The following is a 22,290-nucleotide window of genomic DNA, read 5'->3' on the forward strand; positions in this document are numbered from 1 at the left end:
GGCCCGGCCGGGGGCGCCTCCCAGCGTGAGCTGGGGGAGGTCAGCCGGCCGCCGCCTCCACCACCGCACGCGCATGGCAGGCCGCGAGGTGATCGTTGACCAGACCGCAGGCCTGCATCATGGCGTACGCGGTGGTGGGGCCGACGAATCTGAAGCCGCGCTTCTTGAGGTCCTTGGCGAGGGCTGTGGACTCCGCGGTCACCGGCTGCACGTCGCCGGTGGTGCGCGGCACCGGGCGGCCGGTCCGGGCCGGGGCGTAGGACCAGATCAGGGCGTCGAGCTCGCCTGGGGCCAGCGCGGCGGCGAGCTTGGCGTTGCCGATCGTCGCGGTGATCTTGGCGCGGTTGCGGATGATGGCCTGGTCGGTGAGGAGCCGCGCGGCGTCCTCGTCGGTGAACCGGGCCACCTCGGCGATCCGGAAGCCGGCGAACGCGGCGCGGAAGCCCTCCCGGCGCCGCAGGATGGTGATCCAGGACAGCCCGGACTGGAACGCCTCCAGGCTCATCCGCTCGAAGAGCGCGTCGTCACCGTGGACCGGCCGGCCCCACTCGGTGTCGTGGTAGGCGCGGTAGTCCGCCATCTGCTCCGACTCCATCCCCCACGGACAGCGCGGGACCCCGTCGGGAGCCGTCACCACTCCGGTCATGACCGGCCCTCCCCTTCTCCTGACGTCACGTCGTCGTCTTTGCGCTTCGAAGCTTCCGGGCCACCGGGCCGCGCGCTGCCGTCCCGGGGGCCCTGCGGGTCCTGCGGGTCCTGCGAACCCAAGGCGCCCGGTGCATCCGGTGTGTCCGGTGTGCCGGTTCGTCCTGGCCCCCCGGCCGGGTCGGAACCGGGCGGAAGGTCCGCCACCAGCCCCGCCCCGCCCATCGCCGAGGCATGGGCGCCGGCCAGCGCCGCCTCCAGCTCGGCGATCCGGGCGTCCCGCTCGGCCAACTCGGCGCCGAGGCGGTCCAGCACGTCGTCGACGTCGTCCATGCGGTAGCCGCGGACGGTCACCGGCAGCCGGACGGCCTCCACGTCGGCCCGGGCCAGCGGGCGGTCCTGCGGCAGCGGGTCGTGGAGCCCCGCGGGCTCGGCGTCGCGCAGTCCGCCGCCCTCGCCGCCGGCGTCACCCCCGCCGACGACGACCAGCGTGACCGCGGCCACCACCACGACCATCGCGATCAGCATGAACCAGAACACGACCAACTCCCCGGACTTCAAGTGCCTGCACCGATCGTGCCATGCGGGTCTGACAGTTAGGGTCGCTCCCGGACCACGGAGAGGGAGTCAGGGAAATGCTGCGGCTGGGAAAACGCGAGTTCGGGGCGCAGGAGCCAGTGATCATGGCGATCGTCAACAGGACGCCGGACTCCTTCTACGACCAGGGCGCAACGTTCCGCGACGAACCCGCGCTGCACCGCGTGGAGCACGCGATCGCCGAGGGCGCCGCGATCATCGACATCGGCGGCGTCAAGGCCGGCCCGGGCGAGGAGGTGAGCGCCGAGGAGGAGGCCCGCCGCACGGTCGGGTTCGTGGCCGAGGTGCGCCGCCGCCACCCCGACGTGGTGATCAGCGTCGACACCTGGCGGCACGAGGTCGCCGAGGCGGTGTGCGAGGCCGGCGCTGACCTGCTCAACGACGCCTGGGGCGGGGTCGATCCCCGGCTCGCCGAGGTCGCCGCGCGGTACGACGTGGGCCTGGTGTGCACTCACGCCGGCGGCGTCGAACCGCGTACCCGGCCGCACCGGGTGGTGTACGAGGACGTGATGGCCGACATCCTGCGGGTGACGCTCGGACTGGCCGAGCGGGCCGCCGCGTTGGGCGTCCGGCGGGACGGGATCCTGATCGATCCGGGGCACGACTTCGGGAAGAACACCCGGCACAGCCTGGAGGCCACCCGGCGGCTGGGCGAGATGGCGGAGACCGGATGGCCGGTGCTGGTCTCGCTGTCCAACAAGGACTTCGTCGGCGAGACGCTGGACAAGCCGGTCAAGGAGCGGGTGCTGGGCACCCTGGCGACCACCGCGGTCTCGGCCTGGCTCGGCGCCCAGGTCTACCGCGTCCACGAGGTCGCCGAGACCCGCCAGGTGCTGGACATGGTGGCCTCGATCGCCGGCCACCGGCCGCCGGCGGTCGCCCGCCGCGGCCTGGCGTGACCCGGGCGGGTTGCCCGGGACCGGTGCGGACCGGTCCCGGGCACCGCGTGCTCAGATCCCGACCTCCTTGGTCACCAGCGCGATGGCCTCGTCCACGTCGTCGCTGAGGTGGAAGAGCTCCAGGTCCTGCGGCGACGCCTTCCCCTGGGCGACCACGGTCTCGCGCAGCCAGGAGAGCAGCCCGCTCCAGTAGTCCGAGCCGAAGAGCACGATCGGGAAGCGGGTGACCTTGCGGGTCTGGACGAGGGTCAGCGCCTCGAAGAGCTCGTCGAGGGTGCCGAGTCCGCCGGGGAGGACGACGAACCCGCGCGCGTACTTCACGAAGCAGGTCTTCCGGACGAAGAAGTAGCGGAAGTCGACCCCGAGGTTCACGTACGCGTTCATGCCCTGCTCGAAGGGCAGCTCGATGCCGAGCCCGACGGAGGTGCCGCCGGCCTCGAAGGCGCCCTTGTTGGCGGCCTCCATGGCCCCCGGACCGCCGCCGGTGATCACCGAGAAGCCGGCCTTCACCAGCGCCGCGCCGATCCGCACCCCGGCGTCGTACTCCGCCGTGCCGCGCGGGGTGCGGGCCGAACCGAAGACGCTGACGGCCGGGCCCAGCTCGGCCAGGGCGCCGAAGCCCTCGACGAACTCCGACTGAATGCGCATCACGCGCCAGGGATCGGTGTGCACCCACTCGGAGGGTCCTTCGGAGTCCAGCAGCCGCTGGTCCGTCGTCGTGCCGGTCTGCACCTGGTCGTGGCGGCGCAGTACGGGGCCCAGCCGCTGCTCCTCAGGGACGTACGCTCCCTCGGGGTTGGCCATGACGTGCTCCCTCCGCTGACAGATCGTTTGCCACTTCAGCGTAGATCCGCCGGTGTGACGCGGAGGGGAATTCGATGGGTATGCGGACGGACGCCGGCGGGACCGTCCGGCTCCGGACGGTCCCGAACGGTCCCGCCGGCCGGGTGCCCGCGCGGGCCGTCAGGTGGTCGGGCCGGCGGTCAGCCAGGCGCGCAGCCGCTCCTCGCAGTGCAGGATGCGGTCGACCGCGACCCGCTCGTCCTTCTTGTGGGCGAGCAGGGCTTCGCCGGGCCCGTAGTTGACGGCCGGGACGCCGAGGGCGCTGAAGCGGGAGACGTCGGTCCAGCCGAACTTGGGCATCGCGCTGCCGCCGACGGCTTCCATGAACGCCTTGGCGGCCGGGTGGGACAGCCCCGGCAGCGCCCCCGGGGAGTGGTCGTCGATGACGAACTCGTCCACGGGGCAGTCCGCGAAGACCTCGCGGACGTGGGCCACCGCCTCCTCGGGGGTGCGGTCCGGTGCGTAGCGGAAGTTGACGGTGACGGTGCACGCGTCCGGGATGACGTTGCCCGCCACGCCGCCCTCGATGCGGACCGCGTTGAGGCCCTCGCGGTACTCCAGGCCGTCGATGACCGGGCGGCGCGGCTCGTAGGCGGCGAGCTTCGCCAGGATGGGGGCGGCGGCGTGGATCGCGTTGGCGCCCATCCAGCTGCGTGCGGAGTGCGCACGCTCCCCACTGGTGCGCAGCAGCACCCGCAGGGTGCCCTGGCAGCCGCCCTCCACCTGGCCGTCGGAGGGCTCCAGGAGAACGGCGAAGTCGGCCGCGAGCCAGTCGGGGTGGGCGTCGGTGACGTGGCCCAGGCCGTTGAGGTGCGCGGCGACCTCTTCGTTGTCGTAGAAGACGAAGGTCAGGTCCCGGTTGGGGGCGGGGACGGTGGCGGCCATCCGGAGCTGGACGGCGACCCCGGACTTCATGTCGCAGGTGCCGCAGCCCCACAGGACGCCGTGCTCGTCGAGCCGGGAGGGGACGTTGTCCACGATCGGCACGGTGTCGAGGTGTCCGGCGAGCACCACCCGCTCGGCGCGCCCCAGGTGCGTGCGGGCGACGACGTTGTTGCCGTACCGGTCGACGGTCAGGTGCGGCAGGGCGCGCAGGGCGTCCTCGACGGCGTCGGCGAGGTCCTTCTCGTTGCCGCTCTCGGACGGGAAATCGACGAGCTGTGCGGTCAGCGCGGCGGCGTCCAGCGACAGGTCAAGGCCGGGGTGAGTGGAGCGCTCCATGGGGCCGACCCTATCGGCAGCCCTCGGGTACGTTGTGCTGCGTGTCCGCCCAGCCCGTGTCCCGTGCCCGCCGCGCCCGCCTGTGGCGTACTGCCGCGGCGTTCGCCGTCCTCCTCGGGGTGGTTGCGTACCTCTTGGTGCAGTACGTCACCAGCGGCCCCGGGGCGCCCCGCTGCGCGGTGCGCGTACAGGGCGGCGGGGATCCGTACGAGCTCAGCCCCGAGCAGGCCGCGAACGCCGCGACGATCTCCGCGGTGGCGACCTCGCGCGGGCTGCCGGAGCGGGCGGTGACGATCGCGCTGGCGACCGCCATGCAGGAGTCCGGGCTGCGCAACATCAATTTCGGCGACCGGGATTCGGTGGGGCTTTTCCAGCAACGGCCGTCGCAGGACTGGGGCACCGTGAAACAGATCATGGACCCGGTCTATTCATCCGGGGAGTTCTACCGCCATCTGGTGAAAGTTCCCGGCTATTCCCGACTGCCACTGACCGTTGCCGCACAGAAGGTGCAGCGCAGCGGCTATCCGCAGGCGTACGCCAAGCACGAGGCGAATGCGGCGCTGCTCACCGGGGCGCTGACCGGCCGGAACGGGGGCGTGTTGAGCTGCACCGTGAGCCACCCCGTGGACAGTGCCGGGCCGGACGGCGCGGCGAAGGTGCGGGAGAAGTTGGTGCGGGAGTTCGGTTCCGAGGTGCTGCCGCGGACGGAGGGCAGCAGCGGGCGCACCGCGGCGGCCGGCCGCAGCCTGACGGTGCCGGTGCAGCCGGACGGGTACGCCGCGGCGACCGACGATGCCGCGCAGCGCGGCTGGCGGCTGGCGAACTGGGCGCTGGCGCACGCCGCCGACCTGCACGTCGAGCGGATCTCCTACGCCGGGCGGACGTGGACGGCGGCCGATTCGGACAAGGGTTGGCAGGGCGCGACGGCGACCGGGGACGCCGCGGGCGGGGTGCGGATCGTCACCGCGCAGTAGCGCGCCGACCCACGGGAATCCGGCCGGTTGGACCGTGTCGGACGACAATCCCCTTTCCCAGTCCGGGTTTTCACCTGGTTGAAACCGTATCCTCGGCCAATTCCCGTGCGTTTAAAGGTCTGTGACGTTTCCGCACGGCTTCGGGGCGTGCACATATTGCTCATCTTTATCCAGGGCAGATTATGTGACACGTTGCCAATTCTTTACCGGAGTTCACCGCAACCTTCGGACTCCTGACGCGGTAATCAGGGCGTCCGTCCGCCCGGCGGACATGGCACATCTGTCAGAAGTACGAGTCCTTCTCCGTAAAAGGAGCACCATGTCCCTCCCCGTTACGCGTCGGATCGCCCGAGCCGCCCTGCTGGTCGCAGCGGGCGCAGCTCCCGTGGTCGCTGCGGCCGGATCCGCGAGCGCCGTGAACCTGCCTCCGTCGGGCCGCGAAGTGGGCGGACTGACCACCCTGGACTCCGCAAGCACCAGCAAGGCCCTGGACAACACCGCCCGGACCGGCCTCTCGCTCGTCAACAAGACCGGTGCCGAGGCCGCGCAGAACCTCGCGCCCGCCCTGGTGCGGACCCTCGCCCCGGTCGTCGAGGAGGCCGCACCGCTCACCCAGGACACCGCCCGCAAGGCGGAGGGCGTGGCCCGCCCGGTGGCGAAGAAGGGGGCCTCGACCAACTCCCTGGCCACCGACACCGTCAAGGGCCTGTTCGGTGCGCCCCAGGGAGCGCAGACGCCGGTCCACGGCCTGATCGGCGGGATGCCGATCGGCCGCTGAGCCACCGCACACCGCGCAACGCCGCGGGGGCCCGGGGATCTCTCCCCGGGCCCCCGCGCACGTCTGCGGGTCAGCGGTTCATTCGGCCAGGCGGCGCACCGCGGCCGCCACCCGTTCGTCGGTGGCGGTGAAGGCGATCCGGACGAACCGCTCCCCCGCGGCGCCGTAGAACTCGCCGGGGGCGACCAGGATGCCGCGCTTGGCGAGGTCGCCGACGGTGTCCCAGCAGGGCTCGTCGCGGGTCGCCCAGAGGTAGAGCGACGCCTCGCTGTGCTCGATGCGGAAGCCCGCGGCCTCGAAGGCGGTGCGCAGCGCGGCGCGCCGGCGGGCGTAACGGTCGCGCTGCTCGGCGACGTGCGCGGTGTCGCCCAGCGCCGCGACGGTGGCGGCCTGGACCGGCGCGGCCACCATCATCCCGCCGTGCTTGCGGATCTGCAGCAGCTCACCGAGGACCGCGGCGTCGCCCAGCAGGAACGCGGAGCGGTAGCCGGCGAGGTTGGAGCGCTTGGACAGCGAGTGGACGGCGACGATGCCCTCGTAGGAGCCGCCGCAGACGTCCGGGTGCAGGACGGAGACCGGCTCGGCCTCCCAGCCCAGTTCGAGGTAGCACTCGTCGCTGAAGACCAGAACGCCGTGCTCGCGGGCCCAGGCGACGGTGCGGCGCAGTTCGTCGAGGGTGAGCACCCGGCCGGTGGGGTTGGACGGGGAGTTCAGCCAGAGCAGCTTCAGGCCGGCCGGGTCGAGCTCGGTGGGCTCGTCGTAGACGACCGGCTCGGCGCCGGCCAGGCGGGCGCCGACCTCGTAGGTGGGGTAGGCCAGCCGCGGGTAGGCCACCTTGTCGCCGGCGCCCAGGCCCAGCTGGGTCGGCAGCCAGGCGACGAGTTCCTTGGAGCCGACGACCGGCAGCACGTTGGTGTGCTCCAGGCCGGGGGCGCCGAGGCGGTCGGCGGCCCATCCGGTGAGCGCGTCCCGCAGTGCCGCGGTGCCCCACACCGTGGGATAGCCCGGGCTGTCCGCCGCGTCGGTGAGTGCCTGCCGGACCAGCGCGGGCACCGGGTCCACCGGGGTGCCGACGGACAGGTCGACGATGCCGTCGGCGTGCGCCGCGGCGGTCGCCTTGTACGGCTCCAGGCGGTCCCAGGGGAAGACGGGCAGTCGGTCGCGGGGCGACGTGCCTGACGGGTGGCGGGAGGAGACTGCGCCCACGGTGCTCTCTTTCTCGTACGGAGTGGCGCGGGGGACGTCGGCGCGCGAAAACGCCTCGGTCCCGTACGGCGGGTGGGCCGTACGGGACCGGGCGGTGCCGTGCGGCCTTCCCCAGCTCATGCCGGGGCTACCCCAGCAGCCTCGGAGGCACGGGGGAGCGGGCCGGCTCCCCTCCGTCCCTCCGGAGGGTGATCAGTGGTCCTGGTCCTGGTTCTGCGGCGGCAGCGCGGCGATGAACGGGTGGTCGCGCTCGATCAGACCGAGCTTGCTGGCACCACCCGGGGAACCGAGCTCGTCGAAGAACTCCACGTTCGCCTTGTAGTAGTCCTTCCACTCCTCCGGGGTGTCGTCCTCGTAGAAGATCGCCTCCACCGGGCAGACCGGCTCACAGGCACCACAGTCGACGCATTCGTCCGGGTGGATGTACAAGGACCGGGAGCCCTCGTAGATGCAGTCGACGGGGCACTCCTCGATGCATGCCTTGTCCTTGACGTCGACACAAGGCTGCGCGATGACGTAGGTCACGCTGTCGTTCCTCCTCGGTAGGGCCGGCGGACCGATGGGCGGTACCGCCGCTGGGCGCGCGGGAGCGCGGCGTCGTCGATGCCCGCCACCTAGTATCTCCGTTCCCGGGCACGAGACGAACAAGAGGGGCGGTTAGAGAGCGATGGAATTCCTCGCCGGCGGACGCGCAGAGGTCCGGATCACCCATGCTGACGTGGGCAAAAGGGTATCCGTCCGGCGCTTGACCGGGGCTCGGGCCGGAGAGCCGGCGTTCACGGACGCGGTCGGGATTCTCACATCGTGGAACGACGGTGTGCTGAGCATCACACGGCGCAGCGGCGAAAGCGTACGGGTGGAGGAATCCTCGCTGGTAGCGGCCAAGGTCGTCCCGGCGGCGCCGGCCCGCAGGAAGGTCCCGGCGGCCACGGTGCGCGAGCTCCAGAGGGTCGCGGCCCGAGGTTGGCCGGCCATCGAGACCGAACGTCTCGGGGAGTGGACACTGCGGGCCGCGATCCAGGAGGCGGTGGTCGGGCGACGGGTGGGGTTCACCCGACGGGCCAACTCCGTGCTGCCGCTCGGCGACCCCGGTGTCCCGCTGGACGAGGCGCTGGCCCGGGCCACCCGGTGGTACGCCGACCGCGGGCTGCCCACCTTGGTCACCGTCGCCACCGGGCGGGCCGACGCCGACGAGCGGCTGGCCGCGGAACTGGCCGCCCGCGGCTGGTCCGACGAGGCGCACACCTCCGTGCGGATCGCGGCCCTGGCACCGCTCGCGGACACCGAAGCGGACATTTCGGGCGTGCGGCTCTCCCGGCAACCGGACACCGACTGGCTGACCCTCTACAACCGGGCCGGCACGCCCACGGCGGAGGCCCGGGCGGTGCTGACCGGTGGCCCCTCGGTGTGGTTCGCGCGGGTGCCGGCGCCGGACGGCGGGACCGCGGCGATCGGGCGACTGGTCGTCGACGGGCGCTGGGCGGGCTTCGCGGCGGTGGAGACCGCCCCAGGGCAGCGGCGCCGGGGACTGGCGACACTGGTGATGGCGGCGCTCGCCGAGCGGGCCCTCCAGGAGGGTGCCTCGGCGGCCTACCTCCAGGTCGAGACGGACAATGCGGGGGCCTTGGCGCTGTACGACGGGCTGGGGTTCGTCGAGCACCACGGCTATCACTATCGTCGCGGCCCGGCCGGCGGCGCGGCCGGGTCCTGAGGGGGTATCCGTCCGATATGGGCGAGCGAGCGGAGCGCGGGGAGCCGGAGCGGCATGCGGCGCGCGACGAGCGGCGGCGGCAGTTCGCCGCGGCGGCCCGCGAGGAGCGGCCGGACCTCGCGCTGCTGTGCCTGCTGATCGGCGCCGAGGCGGATCCGGCCCTGGACGAGGCCGGTATCGACGCGGCACAGATCGAACTGGACCGGCTGGCCGGTCTGCTGCCCTACTCCCCCGTCGGCGGCCCGGGCGCGTGGGCCCGGAACCTCGCCGAGCTGCTGGGCACCCGGCAGGGCTTCGGCGGCTCGCCCGGCGACTACCGCAGGCTGGAGTCGTCGCTGCTGCACGAGGTGCTGCGGCGGCGCCGCGGGCTGCCGATCCTGCTGTCGGTGGTCTGGACGGAGGTCGCCCGGCGGGCCGGGGCGCCGGTGTACGGGGTGGCGCTGCCGGGGCACTTCGTCATCGGCCTGGGCGATCCGGCCGGGCGGCACGTGCTGGCCGATCCGTTCGAGGGCGGGCGGCTGCTCACCGACCAGGACGCGGCGATGATCGTCGCGGGCGCGACCGGTGAGGCGCTGTCCCCGGGGATGCTGGCCCCGGCCGGCCCGTTGGAGATCGTCCAGCGGATCCTCAACAACATCCGGGCCTGGGCCCAGGCCCGCCCGGAACACAGTGCGGTGCAGCTGTGGGCGCTGGACCTGTCCTTGCTGCTGCCCAGTCATCCGGCGCGGCTGCGCCACGAGCGCGCGCAACTCCTCGTCCAGCGGGGCGAGTTCCTGACGGGGGCGGCCGAGCTGGAGGAGTACGCGCGGGTGCTGGAGCCGGTCCAGCCGGCGGCCGCGACCGCGGTGCGCCGGGAGGCCGCAGCGGCCCGGGCCCGGCTGAACTGAGCGGGCGGCCCGCCCTGGTCCGGCTCGGTCCGCCCCAGTCCGCCCCAATCCGCCCCGGTCAAGCCGCTACGGATCGGGCCGGTGCGGGCGCGGTCTCGTTGACCGGGGTGCGGCGGACCACCAGCAGCGTGGCGTCGTCCTTCAGGTCGCCGCCGGTGAAGTGCTCCAGGTCGGCGCGGAGGGTGCGGGCCAGGTCGGCGGGTTCCAGGTCGATGCGGGCGGCGATCCGCTCGGCCAGGGGGTAGAAGCCGCCGTCGCCACCGCGGGCCTCGGTGACGCCGTCCGTACACAGCACCGCCCAGTCGCTCGGTTCCGGCTGGATGCGGACGCTCCGGCGGGGCTCGCGGCTGAGCCCGCCGAGTCCCAGCGGGAGCCCGCCCTCGCCGTCGGAGCGCTCGTGGACGAGGCCGTCCCGCACCAGGTAGTACGGGATGTGTCCGCAGGACAGGAGCCGGGCCCGGCCCGGGCCGCGGACCTCCAGCAGCAGCGCGGTGACGAACCGCTCGTCGGTGCCCTCCTTGGCGGAGCGGGCGTTGTAGCGGGTCAGTGCCTGCTCCATCCGGCCGGCCACCCCCTCCAGCGAATCCTGGTACTGGGCCGCCTCCCGGAACGACGCCAGCACCTCCAGGCCCGCGCCGATCGCCGGCATGCCCTTGCCCTGGACGTCGCCGATCATCAGCCGCAGCCCGTGCGGGGTGTCGACGGCCTCGTAGATGTCGCCGCCGACCCGGGCGCCCTCCTGGGCGGACACGTAGAAGCCGTACGCCTCCAGGGGGCCGGCTCGGAGCGGCAGCTCGCGCAGCATCGCCCGCTGCACGGTGTCGGCCACCAGGGTGGTGCGGGCGTGCAGCGCCTCGCGTTCGAGCCGGGTACGGCACAGCACGAGGGCGAAGACGCCCACCAGGAACGCCCCGAAGACGCCGACGACCCGGCTGGCGGGGGCCCAGTCGGGCACCGTCAGCAGATCGACGTAGGTGAGGGAGACGACGTAGACGACGGCCACCAGCAGCGTGCGGTGGTAGGAGCAGCGCAGCGCGGCGACCAGCGGGGCGATCCCCATGAACGCGGAGATGTGCAGCTCCGGGCCGGTCGTGGCATCCACCGTCGCGACGACCAGGATGGCGAGGATCAGCAGCACGGGGGCGAGGAGGCTGCCCTCGGCGGGGCGATGGGCTGGCATGACACTTCAAGCCTGCGGGACGTTCCGCGAGCGCGCACAGGGGCGAAGGTCCACCCGCCCCCTGGCGAAGGTCCCGGAAGCGGCGCCGGTGGGGCGGGCCGGCGGCGGTAGGGCGGCCCGGGGCAGGGGGCTGGTGGGGTCGGTCCCTCGGGCCGGCGTGGATGACCCGCGGCGTCCGGTGCCGTGGAACTCGGCTTCGGGTCTGCTGGCCGCGCCTGGGGCCGGTCCGGTGGATCACGCCGGGTCCGGGTCCGGGTCCGGCTCCGGGTCTGGGGCCGGGGCCGGGGCCGGGGCCGGGGCGTCTGGCACGGCTCCTCGCCGCGTTGCCGAAACGTCCCGATAGCTCCGCTGTCAGGCCGCTCCGGTGTCCGGCGCGGCACTCCCCCAGCTGACGCTGGGAGGTGCCCCACGTCGCGTTGCTGAGACGTCCCGATGGCTCGGCTACCTGGCCACTCCGGCGCCTTGCGAGGCCGCTGCGCCAGTCCCCGTTGGGGCCTCTCCGGGTCCTGGTCCGCCGGGCAGGCCCCCTAGAGCCAGCCCTTGTCGCGGGCGGTGCGGACCGCCTCGGCGCGGTTGCGGGCGCCGGTCTTCTGGATGGCGAGCGAGAGGTAGTTGCGGACCGTGCCCCGGGAGAGGTGCAGTGCGGCGGCGATCTCAGCGTTGGTGGAGCCGTCGGCGGCGGCGTGCAGCACCTCGCGCTCGCGCTCGGTCAGCGGGCTGGCGCCGTCGGCCAGCGCGGCCACCGCCAGTGCCGGGTCGATGACCCGCTCGCCGCGCAGCACCCGGCGCACGGCGTCCGCCAGCTGGGCCGCCGGGGCGTCCTTGACCAGGAAGGCGTCCGCGCCCGCCTCCATGGCCCGGCGCAGATAGCCCGGGCGGCCGAAGGTGGTGAGGATGACGACCTTCACGTCGGGCAGCTCGGCGCGCAGCCGGGCCGCGGCGTCCAGGCCGCTCAGGCCCGGCATCTCGATGTCCAGCAGCGCGACGTCGACCTCGTGGGCCCGCGCCTGGGCGAGGACCTCGTCGCCGCGTGCCGCCTGGGCGACGACGTCCAGGTCGTCCTCCAGGGACAGCAGCGCCGCCAGCGCCTCCCGGACCATCGACTGGTCCTCCGCCAGCAGCAGTCTGATCATGCCGGCCAGCTTACGACCTGACCCGGCCGCGGCGGCCGGGAGCCCGCGCGACCGCTGCCTGGGGCGATCCCGGCGGAGCGGCGGCTCCAGGCCCTGTCGTCACGCTTCTGGTTGCGGGTCGACGCCCGACGCACCGAGAGCACGGCCGAGGCACCGAGAGCACGCCCGGCTTACCGAGAGCACGGCCGAACGCCGCCCCGCGCGCCCTCTGCACAGCCGACGTGAGCCGACGGCAGGGCCTGGACCGGCCTAGACCGGGCCGTTCACCGGAGGCCCGGTCACCGGCTCCGGGGAGGTGTCCGGCACGGGTATCGGATCCTCCGGGGACGCGGTCGGGGTGGTCCTGGGAACGTATGCGCGCAGGGCGAAGCCCCGGGACCCGGGGGCCTGGCCGGTCTCCAGGTGACCGTCGGTGAGGGCCAGCCGCTCGCGGAGGCCGGTGAGGCCGTTGCCGTCGTGCTGGCTGCGGAGCGGGCCGTCGCCGTCGTCGTTCACCGTGAGGCAGACGTAGTGCCGGTCGTCGGCCTCCCACTCCTCGGTGAGCAGCAGTTCGCAGCGGTGGGCGCCACTGTGCCGGACGACATTGGTGACCGCCTCGCGCAGCGCCCAGGCCAGGGCGCCCTCGGTGTCGGCGGTCAGCCCGCGGGGCTCGCCCTCCAGGGCCGGGTCGGCGGTGAGCGCGATGCCGGCGGTGCGCAGCGCGGCGCGGGCGCCGGCCAGCTCCACGGCCAGGCGGGGGCGGCGGTAGCCGGTGACCGCTTCGCGGACGTCGACCAGGGCCTGGCGGCTGACCTGCTCGATGTCGGCGACCTGTTTGGCGGCGTCCTCGGGGCGGTCGGGCAGCATCCGCCCGGCCAGCTCGCTCTTGAGGGTTATCAGGGAGAGCGAGTGACCCAGGAGGTCGTGCAGATCGCGGGCGAGCCGCAGCCGCTCCTCGTTGGCGGCGAGGCGGGCGACCTCCTCTCGGGCGACGCGGAGTTCCTGGGTGGTGCGGACCAGGTTCTGCACGCCGATCATGACGAAGCCACTGCCGAGGGCGGGTAGGGCGTAGGCGAAGAGGTAGTAGTTGCGGATCTCCGGGTAGCGGGCGCCGATCGCTATCAGCACCAGGGTGATGAGCGGGATGATCCAGCGGGAGTGCTGCCAGGGCAGCACCACGGCGGAGGCCACGCTGGTGAAGATGAACAGCACCAGCCAGGAGAAGCCCAGCGTCCACGTCAGGGCGACGGACAGCGCCAGCATCACGGCCAGCGGGGTGTACCGCAGCGAGACGGGCGGCTTGTGCCACATATGGCGGACGATCAGGACGACGTAGGCGAGGACGAAGAGCGTGAGGCCCACGATGCCGCAGATCCGCTCAGCAGTGGTGAAGCCGTGGCTGGTCAGCTCCCCCACCGGGTCGGCGAGGTAGAGCAGCCAGACGCCGATCCACATCGACTTGCTGAGGGCCTGGCGGCGACTGCGCGGGCGCTGCCCGATCAGGACCGGGTTCCGGTCGTCGGGTCCGCTCTTCGTCTCCACCGGTCTCATGCCTTCCGAGTGTCCTTGCGGTACAGCCAGGCCGCACCACCCACGAAGAGGACGAGGTAGCCCAGCAGGATCGCCATGTCCTTGACGTGCGGCGCGCCGCCGGCCTCGACGGCCGTACCCAGCGCCGCGTACGCGTGCGTCGGCAACCACTCGGAGATGTTCTGCACCCACTGCGGCAGCAGCGTCATCGGCATCCACAGGCCGCCGAGGAAGGCCAGCGCGAAGAAGCAGAGCATGGAGACCGGGCGGACCGCATCGCCACTGGCCAGGTAGCCGATGGCGACACCCAGGGCGGCGAAGACGAAGCTGCCGAGCCAGGTGCCGACGGCGATGGCGAGCCACTGCCAGGCTTCGAGGCGGACCCCCTTGACCGCGGCGGCGGCGATCATGACCAGCAGGATCGACGGCAGGCTGACCGTGGCCGCGGCGGCTATCTTGGCGGCGACGTAGCCGCGGCCGGGCAGTGCGGTCAGCCGCAGCTGGCGGACCCAGCCCTGCTCGCGCTCCTTGGCGATGCGCTCGCTGTTGCCCAGCAGGACGGCGGTCATGGCGCCGAACGCGGCCATCGAGACCATGTAGTACAGCCCCATGTTGAGGCTGGTTCCGGGGATCGGCTTGCTGTCCGCGCCGCCCGCGATGATCAGGTAGAGGGCCGGCGGGTAGATCACCGAGAAGAACATGAACTTCTTGTTGCGCAGCGCGCGGAGGATCTCAAGCTTGATCAGGGTGGTCATCGGGCCGCCTCCTCGGCGGTGGTGATGGCGATGAACGCCTGCTCCAGGCCGAGGCCGGAGACTTCGAGGTTGCGCGGGTAGAGGCCGAGACCGTAGAGGGCGTGCACGGTGGCGTCGGCGTCCTGGGACTGGATGCGGACGGTGTGCCCGGAGCCCGCGGCGGAGCCGCCGTTGGACACGGTCAGCGAGGTGAGGTGCGGCAGTGCCTCCAGGGCGCCGCGGTCGACCAGCTCGTCCAGGTCGAAGGTGATCCGGCGGGCGCCGGCCCGGGCCTTGATCTCGGCGGAGGTGCCGTCGGCCAGCACCCGGCCGCGGTGCAGCACGATCACCCGGTCGGCGATCTCGTCGGCCTCTTCGAGGTAGTGCGTGGCGAAGAGGACCGTGCGGCCCTCCTGGGCCTGGCGGCGCATGGCGCCCCAGAAGGTCTGCCGGGACGAGACGTCCATGCCGGTGGTGGGCTCGTCCAGCACGATGAGGTCGTTGGCGCCGGCGGTGGCGAGGGCGAACCGCACCCGCTGCTCCTGGCCGCCGGAGAGCTTGCCGACCACCCGGTCGGCGATGTCCGTGATGCCTGCGGAGGCCAGGATCTGATCCACCGGATAACCGTGCGGGTGCAGATCGCGGGCGAGCTGGACCAGCTCCCGAACCTTGACGCCCTCCATCAGGCCGCCGCTCTGGAGCATCGCGCCGACCCTGCCCAACTGGATGGCGCGCTGCGGGGTGGTGCCGAAGAGGGACACCGACCCGGTGTCGGGGGTGCGCAGACCGAGGAGCAGGTCGAGGGTGGAGGACTTGCCGGCGCCGTTGGGGCCGAGGAGGGCGACGGTCTCGCCGGGGTGCAGCTCCAGGTGCAGGTCGGCCACCGCGCGCACCGCGCCGTAACTCTTACTGACCCCCTGGAAGCTGACCACCGGGGCCCGTCCCGCGCCCTGCGCGGTGGTGGCTGTGGTGGTAGCTGTCGTCGTCATGGCATTCAGCTTCCTGGATCGTCGCGCCGTTCGGCAGTGTCAGGTGTCCGCAAGGTGGCATGACAGATGTCATGGGTGAAGCCCCCTAGGGGAATCCCGGAGGACTCGCCCTAGAGGGCTTCTGACCTGCGCTTTCCGTAGTGTACGGCGGCTGGACGGGGAGCTGTGGCGTCAGCTGCCGTTGGTCGCGATGGTCTGGACGCGCTCGGCGGGGGTCGTGCCGACCAGCGCCTTGCCCACCGCGCCGGCCACCTCCTCGACGCTGATCGGGTGCTTGCTGCCGTCGCCCTTGGTCACCATGACGCCGTCGAAGGTGGTGCCGTAGAGCTCCTTGAGGGCCGGCCGGTCGTAGTAGGGCACCAGCTCGCCGCCGATGACCTTGAAGGACAGGAACTTCGGGATGGACTTCTGCGGGCTGAAGGAGACCGCGTGCTGGGCGTCCGTCCGGATCGTGACCAGCCCGGACATCGCCGGCTCGGCGAACTGCTTGAGCGCCTTGTCCACCGCGGCCTTGCTGACCTTGGGCTGCTGGGTGGTGGCAGCGAGCACCACGGGGGTGTCGCCGCCGGTGCTGACGCGGTTGAGGTACGCCTCGGCGATCTTGCTCTCGGAGGCGGCGACGTCGATCGCCTTGTGGGGCGCACCGTAGTGCGGCACCGCCTTGCCGTTCTCGAACGTGATCCCGCCGTCCACCGCGGCGTCCGCAGGCCCGGTCACGCCCTGCAGCGCGACCCCCAGCTTCTCCTTGTCGGTGATCACCGCCGGTTGGGCGGTGCGCTTGACGCCGAAGAGCGAGCCGATGACGGAGATCGGGTTGTAGTCCCGACCGGCCGCGTTGCGGACCGTCGCCTGGAGGTCGACGTCCAGCCCCGCCCGGGCGGGCAGCAGGGTCTCGGGCTTGCCGTCGACCGTGATCTGGAGCGGTGCGGTGCGGCGGTCCTTGAGGCCGGCCTCCAGCTTCTTGACCGCATCGTCCTTGGAGCTGCCGCCGATCTCCACACCGAGCGCGGTGGTGTTGTTGGGGACGTCGGCGTGGTCGAGCAGCAGCCCGGCACCGTAGGCGACGCCCGCCAGCACGACGACCGCGACGCCGGCGAGCACCAGCTTGCTGCGGCCCTTCTTGGGCGGGTTGATCGGCTCGGGGATCTTGGGCCGCGGTTTGGCGGCCGCGCCCTCCTCGTCACCACCGGACGCCCCGGTGAACGGGGTGGCGGCCGTCGGGCCGTCCTTCCCGGGCACCTTGGGGATCCCGCTGACGAGGGTGTCGCCGGACATCCGGCCGCCCGGGCCGCCGCTCTTCGGACCGCCCTTGGGGCCGGACCCCGCGCCCTTGCCCTTCCGGCCGCCGGCCAGGCCGCCCGGGATACCGCCGGTGACGCCGAGGCCACCACCGGGCCCGGCGGGCGGCGCCGGGGGCTGCGGGGTGAGCTCGGCGGTGTCGTCGCTCAGCCGGCCCGCGGCGCTCTTGCCGGCGCTCGGGTCGCTGAAGCCGGGCGGGAGGTCGAGCGCCGAGTCACCGCGCGCCGGGCCGGTCGTCGGACCACTGGGGCCCGCCGGGGCGTCGAACGGGTTGCGGTCGCGGTCGGGCTGCGCCGGCGCGTCGAACGGCGAACCGCCGCGCGGGCCACCGTCGAACGGGGACGCCGCACCGCGCGGACCGCCGTCGAACGGGGAGGGACCGGTCAACGGGTCGCCGCCGAGGGGATCACCTCCCAAGGGGTCGCTGCCGAGCGGGCCACTGCCCAGGGGGTCACTACCCAGGGGCTTGCCGCCCAGCGGATCGCTCCCCAGCGGGTCTCGGCCCAGCGGACCGCCGTCGAGCGGGTCGCCGCCCAGCGGGTCGCTCTCGTAGGGCGAAACGCTCCGCCCGCGGCCGCCGTCGAAGGGCGCGCCGCCGCTCTGCGGGGCCGGCCCGGAGGATGCCGGGGAGGCGTCCGAGAAGTACGGGAGGTCCGGGCGCTGCGGGGCCGTGCCGCCTGTCGCACCGGGCTCCGCCGGCGCCGGGGAGGAGCCGGCGGCCGGCGGCGTCACGCCGGTCTGGGCCTGCGGCTTGCGCGGCGCGAACCAGTCGCTGGTCGTCTTCTCCTTCGGGGTGGCGGGCGCCTCGTCCGCCGTCGCCTCCGGCCGCGGCGTCTCCGCCGTGCGTTCGGCGGCCCGCTCGCCGCCGAAGGCCGGACCGGGCGTCCCCATGGAACCGGACGAGCCGGCGGAACCGCCGGGTGCAGCCGATGCGTTCATGCCGGACTCCTCACCGACGGGCTTGCGCACGACGACCGGCGGGATGGGGCGGGACCCCGGAATGTTGATCTTGATCCGCGTCGTCAGCGTGGTCTCGGTTTTGGGCTCCTCCGGCCGGTCCGCGGCTCCGGTTCCCGGCGCCTCGCCGGCCTCTCCCCTGGGCGAGCCGTAGGGCGGTGTCCCCGACGGGTACACGGCTCCGCCACGGCCCCGGGGGCCGGAGGACGAACTGTCAGATTCACGACTCAAAGCAGGTTCTCCCGGTTGGCTCCGCCGCTCGTCAGAGATATTCCCCGGCCTCAGGCCGGCAGGTGCCCCCAGGGCGGCGCGGCGGCGCGCACCACCATACTGGCCGCCGCCGGCCGACACCCTGGGTGCGCGGGAACACCGCCCCGCCGGCCGTCGCTCCGCCACCACGGCCGGCACCCCGGGAACCCGCGGCATCCGTCCTGGTATGAGCCACGTCATCCGCCAACTCGGCCCCGGGGCACGCCGGCAGCGCGCAGCTGGTTCCCGGTGGCGCAGATCACAGCGATCACGATGCCGCCCAGCAGGAAGGCGTACGAGCCGAGCCCCGGCCCGAACAGGAAGTCGCCTTCCGGTCGGACGTCGCTGAGCAGCAGGAACACCGTCACCAACCAAGCGGCGCCGGGCACCAGGACCCCGCCCGCGGTGCCGGTGGCCCGGGCGCCCCCGTAGAACAGACCGCCGAGACCGGCCAGGGCCAGCAGCAACCCGCCCGGGAACCACGCCGCTTGGAGGAGCGTTCCGGCCAACGCGACCAGAACGGCCACGACCAGCAGCAGGACGTACAGGCCCACCCGGCCCGGCGTCAGGGGTGCGCTGGGGGCGGGCCGGCCCGCCGGCGGCGCGGGGTTGCCTCCGCCGGCCGGGGCCGGGCCACCGCCGGACGCCCGGGTCCGACGGTTCTGGTCCGCATCGGCGCCGCCGTTCCGGGCGCCGCCCTTGCCCTTGGCCCCGCCGCCTTCGGGCGTGGCCCCACCACCGTTGGACGTCGTCATTCCGCCGCCTCCTCCCTGCGGGCACGTTCCTCCGTGCCCGTCGAACCGGCCGACTCCCCGACGCCGGCGAAGAGATCGTCCTCACGTTGCCCGTCGGCCGCGCCGGGCGTCCCGTGCACCAGCCGGTAGTGCTCGGTGCCGAACAGCGGCTGTCCCAGGTCGTTGGAGAGCGCGAAGAACGCCCCGTCGACCACGATCTGGGTCACATGTGCGCGCATCGCCGCGGTCTTCGCGTCCGCGTACCCGCCCGTACCGGCGATCGTGGTGGTGATCGTGTCGTCCGGGACCACGCCCGGGACGTCGTCCACCGCCGCGACCCCGGAGAAGCCGTGACCGGCCGCGCGCACCGCGGCGAGGCCCGCCTCGACCTCCGAGCGGGGGTTGCAGTTCCAGTAAATCTTTTCGACCGCATACGCGCCGCCGAGATCCGGGCGGAAGTCCGCCCGCGCGGCCAGCTCCGCGGCCCGCACGGCAACCCGGTGGGCCTGGATGTGATCGGGGTGGCCGTATCCGCCGTTCGGGTCATAGGTGACCAGGACCTGGGGGCGGACCTCGCGGATGACGGCCACCAGGTGGGCCGCGGCCTCGTCGACGGGGGCCTGCCAGAAGGAGCCCGACCGGTCGTTCTGGGGCGCACCCATCATCCCGGAGTCCCGGTAGCGGCCGGGGCCGCCGAGGAAGCGGTGGTCGGTGACTCCGAGGGCGGCCATCGCCGCGGCCAGCTCATGGACGCGGTACGGCCCCAGGGTGTCGTCTCGGTCCGGCGTCAGGTGGGCGAGCGCGGGCGGGATGACCTCGCCCTCCTCGCCTCGGGTGCAGGTCACCAGCGTGACCAGCGCGCCTTCGGCCGCGTACTTCGCCATGGTGGCGCCGTTGTTGATCGACTCGTCGTCCGGGTGCGCGTGCACCAGGAGGAGGCGGCGGGCGGGGAGGTCACTGCGCCGCGCTGGGGGTCCCCCCGGACGAAGTCTGGGGGAGCCTTCGCCCGTGGCGGCCGGGGCAGGGTGGGACGTCATGCAGACAGCCTACGAGCCGCCCCTCGCACCCTCCGCAGCCGATCGGGGCGGCCGCCCGGGCGCCCCGCGGGAGGGCGGTGCGGGGGCGGCTCCGGCCGACCGGGGCGCGATCAGAACTTGATGCCGCCGAGCATCCCCGCGACATTGGTCGTCAGGGTCTTGATCGTCGGAGCGATGGACGAGCTGGCCAGATAGAAGCCCAGCAGCATGCAGACGAATGCATGCACCGCCTTCAGTCCGGACTTCTTGATCAGCAAGAAGACGATGATCGCCAGCAGCACCACCGCCGAAATCGAGAGTGCCACGGCGGCTCACCTCCAAGTAGTCACGGTCCGGACAGAGTTGACGGTACGTGAGCCGACGGGTCGACGCCACGCACCTGGGTATGCCAAGGGCTCTTTACCCCGTACCCGCTACGCGCAAGGGATCATAACTTTCCGTCCTTGCGCATAAGTCGGTGCACCGGAGCATGGCGGGGGCGCACGCCGTTTTCCACAGTCCCGCGCCGACGAGCGGCTCCCGCCGTAGGCTCGGCGGCATGACCGGACAGCTGCCCTTTCCCCGGCACTACGCGCGCACCCAGCGCTTCACGCTCGGCACCCCGCGCGACTTCGCCCTCGCCCCCGACGGCACCCGCGCCGTCTTCCTCCGATCCCGTACCGGCACCGACCGCAGCCAGCAGCTCTGGGTCCTCGACCTGGACGGCGGACGGGAGTTCACCGCCGCGGATCCGCACGCCCTGTTGGCCGGCGCGGACGAGGAGCTGCCCCCGGAGGAGCGGGCGCGTCGCGAGCGCAGCCGGGAGGGGTCGGCGGGCATCGTCGGCTACGCGGTGGACGCTGCCGTGGAGTTGGCCGCCTTCGCGCTCTCGGGGCGGTTGTTCGTCTCGGAGTTGCGCGCCGGCACCACCCGTGAACTCCCCGCGGCGGGGCCGGTGGTGGATCCGCGTCCGTCCCCCAATGGGCGCCATGTGGCGTATGTGGCCAACGGCGCGCTGCGGGTCGTCGCGGCGGACGGCAGCGGGAGCGGAGGTGCCGCGGGCGCGGACCGGGTGCTGGCGGAGCCCGACGGCCCCGATGTCACCTGGGGGCTGGCCGAGTTCATCGCGGCCGAGGAGATGGACCGCCACCGGGGCTACTGGTGGTCGCCGGAGAGCGACCGGGTGCTGGCCGCGCGGGTCGACGACGCGCCGGTGACCCGCTGGTGGATCGCCGACCCGGCGCACCCGGACCGGGAGCCCGCGCGGGTGCCGTATCCGGTGGCCGGCAGTGCCAACGCCGAGGTCACCCTGGCGCTGTTCGGCCTGGACGGCTCCCGGACGGACGTCCGGTGGGACACCGCGCGCTACCCCTATCTGGCCCGCGTCCACTGGTCGGCGGCCGGCCCGCCGCTCCTCCTGGTCCAGACCCGGGACCAGCGCGCCCAGCGTTACCTGAAGGTCGACACGGAGACCGGCGCGACCGCGCTGGTGCACGAGGACCAGGACGACGTGTGGGTCGAGCCGTTCCCGGGGGCGCCGGCCTGGACGCCGGACGGGCGGCTGGTGCGGATCGCCGACGAGGGCGGCGCCCGGAAGCTGTTCGTCGGCGACCGGCCGCTGACCGGGGAGCCGCTGCACGTGCGGGCCGTATTGGACATCGGCGAGGACGACGTCCTGTTCTCGGCGAGCGGCGCGGACATGCACGACATCGGGGTCTACCGGGCGTGGTTCCGCGGCAGCGGCGACCAGGGCGGCTGGGAGCGGGTCGGCGAACGGCCGTACCCGACGGTCTCCTCGGCGGTGCGCGGCGGGGCGCTGACGATCCTGACCCAGGCGTCGCTGGAGCGGCCGGGCGCCCGGTCGGAGGTGGTGCGGCTGGATCCGGACGGCGGCGAGAAGGTGCTGGCGGTCATCGGCTCGCATGCCGAGACGCCGGGTCTCACCGCCCGCCCGCAGCTGGTGCTCGCCGGCGAGCGCCGGATCCCGTGCGCGGTGCTGCTGCCCACCGACTACCAGGAGGGCGACGGTCCGCTGCCGGTACTGCTCGACCCCTACGGCGGTCCGCACGGCCAGCGGGTGGTCGCCGCGCACAACGCCCATCTGACCTCCCAGTGGTTCGCCGACCAGGGCTTCGCGGTGATCGTGGCGGACGGCCGGGGCACCCCGGGCCGGTCCCCCGCGTGGGAGAAGGCGGTCTCCCGGCAGATCGGGCCGATGGCCCTGGAGGACCAGGTGCACGCCCTGGAGGCGCTGGCCGATTCCTTCCCCTTGGACCTGGGACGGGTGGCGATCCGCGGGTGGTCGTTCGGCGGCTACTTGGCGGGACTGGCCGCCCTGCGCCGGCCGGACGTCTTCCACGCCGCGGTGGTGGGGGCGCCGGTGACCGATCTGCGGCTGTACGACACCCACTATCAGGAGCGGTACCTCGGCCACCCCGACGAGGAACCAGCGGTCTACGCCATTAATTCTCTGGTGACGGACGAGGGGCTGTCGGGGGCGGTCGCACCGCACCGCCCGATGTTGATCGTGCACGGCCTGGCCGACGACAACGTGGTGGTGGCGCACTCCCTGCGGCTCTCCTCGGCGCTGCTGGCCGCGGGCCGGCCGCACGAGGTGCTGCCGCTGTCGGGGGTGACGCACATGGCGTCCCAGGAGCAGGTGGCGGAGAACCTCCTGCTGCTCCAGGTGGACTTCCTCAAGCGGTCGTTGGGGATCGGCTGAGGGCCGG

21 protein-coding genes are annotated in these 22,290 nt (G+C 73.2%); 6 read left to right on the plus strand and 15 right to left on the minus strand.

Annotated features, from left to right (window positions below):
• Positions 1 to 40 precede the first annotated feature (40 nt).
• Positions 41 to 646 carry a DNA-3-methyladenine glycosylase I gene (locus ACFVT2_RS17370; RefSeq protein ID WP_390018211.1) on the minus strand — a complete coding sequence of 202 codons (606 nt, stop codon included), beginning with the start codon at positions 644 to 646 and terminating at the stop codon, positions 41 to 43.
• Positions 643 to 1,185, minus strand: coding sequence for a DivIVA domain-containing protein (locus ACFVT2_RS17375; protein WP_390018214.1), 543 nt, complete (start codon positions 1,183 to 1,185; stop codon positions 643 to 645). Before ACFVT2_RS17375 ends, ACFVT2_RS17370 begins: the two co-directional genes overlap by 4 nt.
• 95 nt (positions 1,186 to 1,280) lie before the next feature.
• Between ACFVT2_RS17375 and folP the strand changes: the two genes are divergently transcribed.
• Positions 1,281 to 2,141 (plus strand): dihydropteroate synthase, encoded by an 861-nt coding sequence (gene folP / locus ACFVT2_RS17380; protein ID WP_390018217.1) that lies wholly within the window; start codon positions 1,281 to 1,283, stop codon positions 2,139 to 2,141.
• A 51-nt stretch (positions 2,142 to 2,192) separates the two neighbouring features.
• Here folP and ACFVT2_RS17385 read toward each other — a convergent pair whose 3' ends face one another.
• Together ACFVT2_RS17385 and dapE are read right to left on the minus strand one after the other, a co-directional pair.
• On the minus strand, positions 2,193 to 2,945 hold the full coding sequence (locus ACFVT2_RS17385) for a TIGR00730 family Rossman fold protein (RefSeq protein WP_390018220.1): 753 nt from the start codon (positions 2,943 to 2,945) through the stop codon (positions 2,193 to 2,195).
• Positions 2,946 to 3,104: 159 nt separating this feature from the next.
• Positions 3,105 to 4,205: a succinyl-diaminopimelate desuccinylase gene (dapE, locus tag ACFVT2_RS17390; RefSeq protein WP_390018223.1), complete on the minus strand. Its 1,101-nt coding sequence runs from the start codon at positions 4,203 to 4,205 to the stop codon at positions 3,105 to 3,107.
• Positions 4,206 to 4,246: 41 nt separating this feature from the next.
• Between dapE and ACFVT2_RS17395 the strand changes: the two genes are divergently transcribed.
• Positions 4,247 to 5,179 (plus strand): heavy metal transporter, encoded by a 933-nt coding sequence (locus ACFVT2_RS17395; protein ID WP_390018226.1) that lies wholly within the window; start codon positions 4,247 to 4,249, stop codon positions 5,177 to 5,179.
• A gap of 319 nt (positions 5,180 to 5,498) precedes the next feature.
• Positions 5,499 to 5,957 (plus strand): ATP-binding protein, encoded by a 459-nt coding sequence (locus tag ACFVT2_RS17400; protein WP_390018229.1) that lies wholly within the window; start codon positions 5,499 to 5,501, stop codon positions 5,955 to 5,957.
• 78 nt (positions 5,958 to 6,035) lie between these two features.
• Here ACFVT2_RS17400 and dapC read toward each other — a convergent pair whose 3' ends face one another.
• Together dapC and fdxA are read right to left on the minus strand one after the other, a co-directional pair.
• Positions 6,036 to 7,163, minus strand: coding sequence for a succinyldiaminopimelate transaminase (dapC, locus tag ACFVT2_RS17405; protein ID WP_390018510.1), 1,128 nt, complete (start codon positions 7,161 to 7,163; stop codon positions 6,036 to 6,038).
• A 192-nt stretch (positions 7,164 to 7,355) separates the two neighbouring features.
• Entirely contained in the window at positions 7,356 to 7,688 is a 333-nt protein-coding gene (gene fdxA, locus ACFVT2_RS17410) for a ferredoxin (protein WP_390018232.1), read from the minus strand.
• A 142-nt stretch (positions 7,689 to 7,830) separates the two neighbouring features.
• Between fdxA and ACFVT2_RS17415 the strand changes: the two genes are divergently transcribed.
• On the plus strand, positions 7,831 to 8,874 hold the full coding sequence (locus tag ACFVT2_RS17415) for a GNAT family N-acetyltransferase (protein WP_390018235.1): 1,044 nt from the start codon (positions 7,831 to 7,833) through the stop codon (positions 8,872 to 8,874).
• Between the two features lie 17 nt (positions 8,875 to 8,891).
• Positions 8,892 to 9,761 carry a tetratricopeptide repeat protein gene (locus tag ACFVT2_RS17420; RefSeq protein WP_390018238.1) on the plus strand — a complete coding sequence of 290 codons (870 nt, stop codon included), beginning with the start codon at positions 8,892 to 8,894 and terminating at the stop codon, positions 9,759 to 9,761.
• A 58-nt stretch (positions 9,762 to 9,819) separates the two neighbouring features.
• On the opposite strand, the gene ACFVT2_RS17425 is transcribed toward ACFVT2_RS17420, so the two are convergent.
• The 9 genes from ACFVT2_RS17425 to ACFVT2_RS17465 all read right to left on the minus strand — a co-directional run bounded on the left by ACFVT2_RS17425 (position 9,820) and on the right by ACFVT2_RS17465 (position 19,887).
• Entirely contained in the window at positions 9,820 to 10,941 is a 1,122-nt protein-coding gene (locus ACFVT2_RS17425; RefSeq protein ID WP_390018241.1) for a PP2C family protein-serine/threonine phosphatase, read from the minus strand.
• A gap of 527 nt (positions 10,942 to 11,468) precedes the next feature.
• The gene (locus ACFVT2_RS17430; protein ID WP_390018244.1) at positions 11,469 to 12,074 is read right to left on the minus strand and encodes a response regulator; all 606 of its coding nucleotides are present in this window, start codon (positions 12,072 to 12,074) and stop codon (positions 11,469 to 11,471) included.
• A 249-nt stretch (positions 12,075 to 12,323) separates the two neighbouring features.
• Complete coding sequence (locus ACFVT2_RS17435) at positions 12,324 to 13,604, minus strand: sensor histidine kinase (protein ID WP_390018247.1); 1,281 nt, start codon at positions 13,602 to 13,604, stop codon at positions 12,324 to 12,326.
• Positions 13,601 to 14,338 carry an ABC transporter permease gene (locus ACFVT2_RS17440; RefSeq protein WP_390018250.1) on the minus strand — a complete coding sequence of 246 codons (738 nt, stop codon included), beginning with the start codon at positions 14,336 to 14,338 and terminating at the stop codon, positions 13,601 to 13,603. Before ACFVT2_RS17440 ends, ACFVT2_RS17435 begins: the two co-directional genes overlap by 4 nt.
• Positions 14,335 to 15,306, minus strand: a complete 972-nt coding sequence (locus ACFVT2_RS17445) for an ABC transporter ATP-binding protein (protein WP_390018253.1) — start codon at positions 15,304 to 15,306, stop codon at positions 14,335 to 14,337. Before ACFVT2_RS17445 ends, ACFVT2_RS17440 begins: the two co-directional genes overlap by 4 nt.
• A 171-nt stretch (positions 15,307 to 15,477) precedes the next feature.
• Entirely contained in the window at positions 15,478 to 17,544 is a 2,067-nt protein-coding gene (locus tag ACFVT2_RS17450) for a hypothetical protein (protein ID WP_390018256.1), read from the minus strand.
• Between the two features lie 464 nt (positions 17,545 to 18,008).
• Positions 18,009 to 18,566 carry a DUF6113 family protein gene (locus ACFVT2_RS17455; protein WP_390018259.1) on the minus strand — a complete coding sequence of 186 codons (558 nt, stop codon included), beginning with the start codon at positions 18,564 to 18,566 and terminating at the stop codon, positions 18,009 to 18,011.
• Positions 18,563 to 19,582: an N-acetyl-1-D-myo-inositol-2-amino-2-deoxy-alpha-D-glucopyranoside deacetylase gene (gene mshB / locus ACFVT2_RS17460; RefSeq protein WP_390018262.1), complete on the minus strand. Its 1,020-nt coding sequence runs from the start codon at positions 19,580 to 19,582 to the stop codon at positions 18,563 to 18,565. The genes ACFVT2_RS17455 and mshB overlap by 4 nt, the downstream gene beginning before the upstream one ends.
• Before the next feature lie 110 nt (positions 19,583 to 19,692).
• Entirely contained in the window at positions 19,693 to 19,887 is a 195-nt protein-coding gene (locus tag ACFVT2_RS17465) for a hypothetical protein (RefSeq protein WP_016572735.1), read from the minus strand.
• Positions 19,888 to 20,120: 233 nt separating this feature from the next.
• On the opposite strand from ACFVT2_RS17465, the gene ACFVT2_RS17470 reads away from it, so the two are divergent.
• Positions 20,121 to 22,283, plus strand: a complete 2,163-nt coding sequence (locus ACFVT2_RS17470; protein ID WP_390018265.1) for a prolyl oligopeptidase family serine peptidase — start codon at positions 20,121 to 20,123, stop codon at positions 22,281 to 22,283.
• Positions 22,284 to 22,290 lie beyond the last annotated feature (7 nt).

This window comes from Streptomyces sp. NPDC058000 (assembly GCF_042886435.1).
Classification (GTDB): domain Bacteria; phylum Actinomycetota; class Actinomycetes; order Streptomycetales; family Streptomycetaceae; genus Streptomyces.

Bases quoted from the DNA above. Each gene is read 5' to 3' on its own strand.
- ACFVT2_RS17425 (WP_390018241.1), bottom strand. From the start codon at position 10,941: ATGCCAGCCCATCGCCCCGCCGAGGGCAGCCTCCTCGCCCCCGTGCTG.
- ACFVT2_RS17385 (WP_390018220.1), bottom strand. From the start codon at position 2,945: ATGGCCAACCCCGAGGGAGCGTACGTCCCTGAGGAGCAGCGGCTGGGC.
- ACFVT2_RS17415 (WP_390018235.1), top strand. From the start codon at position 7,831: ATGGAATTCCTCGCCGGCGGACGCGCAGAGGTCCGGATCACCCATGCT.
- ACFVT2_RS17420 (WP_390018238.1), top strand. From the start codon at position 8,892: ATGGGCGAGCGAGCGGAGCGCGGGGAGCCGGAGCGGCATGCGGCGCGC.
- ACFVT2_RS17440 (WP_390018250.1), bottom strand. From the start codon at position 14,338: ATGACCACCCTGATCAAGCTTGAGATCCTCCGCGCGCTGCGCAACAAG.
- ACFVT2_RS17435 (WP_390018247.1), bottom strand. From the start codon at position 13,604: ATGAGACCGGTGGAGACGAAGAGCGGACCCGACGACCGGAACCCGGTC.
- ACFVT2_RS17470 (WP_390018265.1), top strand. From the start codon at position 20,121: ATGACCGGACAGCTGCCCTTTCCCCGGCACTACGCGCGCACCCAGCGC.
- ACFVT2_RS17370 (WP_390018211.1), bottom strand. From the start codon at position 646: ATGACCGGAGTGGTGACGGCTCCCGACGGGGTCCCGCGCTGTCCGTGG.
- dapE (WP_390018223.1), bottom strand. From the start codon at position 4,205: ATGGAGCGCTCCACTCACCCCGGCCTTGACCTGTCGCTGGACGCCGCC.
- mshB (WP_390018262.1), bottom strand. From the start codon at position 19,582: ATGACGTCCCACCCTGCCCCGGCCGCCACGGGCGAAGGCTCCCCCAGA.
- ACFVT2_RS17445 (WP_390018253.1), bottom strand. From the start codon at position 15,306: ATGACGACGACAGCTACCACCACAGCCACCACCGCGCAGGGCGCGGGA.
- ACFVT2_RS17400 (WP_390018229.1), top strand. From the start codon at position 5,499: ATGTCCCTCCCCGTTACGCGTCGGATCGCCCGAGCCGCCCTGCTGGTC.
- ACFVT2_RS17455 (WP_390018259.1), bottom strand. From the start codon at position 18,566: ATGACGACGTCCAACGGTGGTGGGGCCACGCCCGAAGGCGGCGGGGCC.
- folP (WP_390018217.1), top strand. From the start codon at position 1,281: ATGCTGCGGCTGGGAAAACGCGAGTTCGGGGCGCAGGAGCCAGTGATC.
- ACFVT2_RS17430 (WP_390018244.1), bottom strand. From the start codon at position 12,074: ATGATCAGACTGCTGCTGGCGGAGGACCAGTCGATGGTCCGGGAGGCG.
- ACFVT2_RS17450 (WP_390018256.1), bottom strand. From the start codon at position 17,544: ATGAACGCATCGGCTGCACCCGGCGGTTCCGCCGGCTCGTCCGGTTCC.